Genomic DNA, 1,620 nt, shown 5'->3' with positions numbered 1-1,620 from the left:
GTGCTCACTCAGATACTCAAAGTTCAAATTCGATGTTTTGAAAGTAAAAACAGGTTGCTGCTCCTTGCCGATACTACCAATAGAAAACACTTTTCCAGCCACTTTCCAAACATGAGAGCCACCCCATTGCACTACGTATGTAGTAGCAGGAAAGGAACGACAAAATTGGTTGAACTCATCGTGATTCATCTTCGTTTTCCTATAGCCTCATAACGCTCTGCTAAGGGGTGAGCAACGCAATAGTGATGCCGACGCAAACCACCTTAATCACTAAATTCAACGTATTGTAAAAATGCCACGCGTTGCGAATCCCTCTTGAGCAGCTTGTTAGCTTTTTTGTTTCGGTGGCCTCAATCTCTTGTCATTGTACTTGGGTAAGTGACCATACGCCTCGAAATACCAAGCAAAAGCATCGTATTCCGCTTTAACCACTTCACCCATTCGTTTGAGGTCATTCGATGACGGTTCTTTCGTGTTACAAAGAAAAGGCAATACAGAGACAAACAACCTCTTAGCTAATTGTTCACCATCTGGAAAATCATATCGTACTCGCTCACAACCTCCATGCTTGCCACCTCGCTTGTCTCTTAAGGAATTATTAAATTGTTCCAAGCGTCCTTTAATTCCTTGCACAGAGTTACTCATGCCGAAATAAACAACATCATCTGAAATATCAAAACTCTCTCCCTCTAAATGTGCATCACTTATTGATATTGCATAAATTCCGGGATATTGAGTCAGTTGATGTTCATTACGGTTATCCCATAATTTCCACGTAGAAAACTTCAATGCTACCTCCTAAAAGCTAACGCCCGCCTAAGGGGCTGACAACGCATTACCACTAAACTCAAACACAACAACCGTAACCACTTCGGCTCAATGGGACTGGAAACGCCACGCGTTGACAGTCCCTCTTGAGGCGTTTGTTATGCTTAAGCTTCAACACTTTACCTTTGAACCAACTCAAGAATAACTCACTGAAATCATTGACCAAACCACAGAGTTCCTCGAATTAGAACCGACTCAAATTTTACCTATGAACTGACCAAAACAGGATTTCATCCTACACATCAGCCAATCTGGAAACCCTCTCCGACCAACCCACTTACAACATGTTGGTGCTACAACTCAATGAGGCAATAACGCTGAAAGGTACAGCGATAAACACATTGCTGTTTCATTAGGCAGCGAAAAACAATGCTCAATTGCCGACTAACTTTCAGCCTGTAAGTAAAGGCACCAAACTGTTCAAAGCGACTTGAGAGAGCCAAACTCACCTCGCGCAGGCTCAATATTCCAATGAGGCAATAACTCTGAATTTACAGCGCCAGATACATTGCCGCTTCGTTAGGCAGCGACAAACAATATTGAATTGCCGACAAAACATGAACAAAATTCCAAAGAAATCGAAAACCACAACCACTTGATTTTAATGGATTAAGCATAACGCCCGCCTAAGGGACAGGCAACGCATAACAACCAAACTCAAACACAACAACCGTAACCACCGCGGCTCAATGGGACTGGAAACCCCACGCGTTGACAGTCCCTCTTGAGGCGTTTGTTATGTAAATTTGCCAAGCCATCCGTTCAGGCAAATAATTACCAAGAAACATTTAA

3 protein-coding genes are annotated in these 1,620 nt (G+C 42.8%); all 3 read right to left on the bottom strand.

The features are described 5' to 3' along the window. The coding region (locus D908_RS22825; RefSeq protein ID WP_005527689.1) for an MmcQ/YjbR family DNA-binding protein at positions 1 to 189 on the bottom strand (189 nt) is incomplete at its 3' end. 138 nt (positions 190 to 327) lie between these two features. Continuing rightward, positions 328 to 789 carry a hypothetical protein gene (locus D908_RS00870; protein WP_005527687.1) on the bottom strand — a complete coding sequence of 154 codons (462 nt, stop codon included), beginning with the start codon at positions 787 to 789 and terminating at the stop codon, positions 328 to 330. A 332-nt stretch (positions 790 to 1,121) separates the two neighbouring features. Further along, a complete protein-coding gene (locus tag D908_RS22190; RefSeq protein WP_167733118.1) occupies positions 1,122 to 1,319 on the bottom strand; it encodes a DUF3709 domain-containing protein in 198 nt (65 codons plus the stop codon). Positions 1,320 to 1,620 lie beyond the last annotated feature (301 nt).

This window comes from Vibrio mimicus CAIM 602, assembly GCF_000338875.1.
In the GTDB taxonomy this organism is placed as follows: Bacteria; Pseudomonadota; Gammaproteobacteria; order Enterobacterales; family Vibrionaceae; genus Vibrio; species Vibrio mimicus.
The sequence above is the reverse complement of the archived record's forward strand: the minus strand, read 5'-3'. Positions and strand labels throughout refer to the sequence as shown.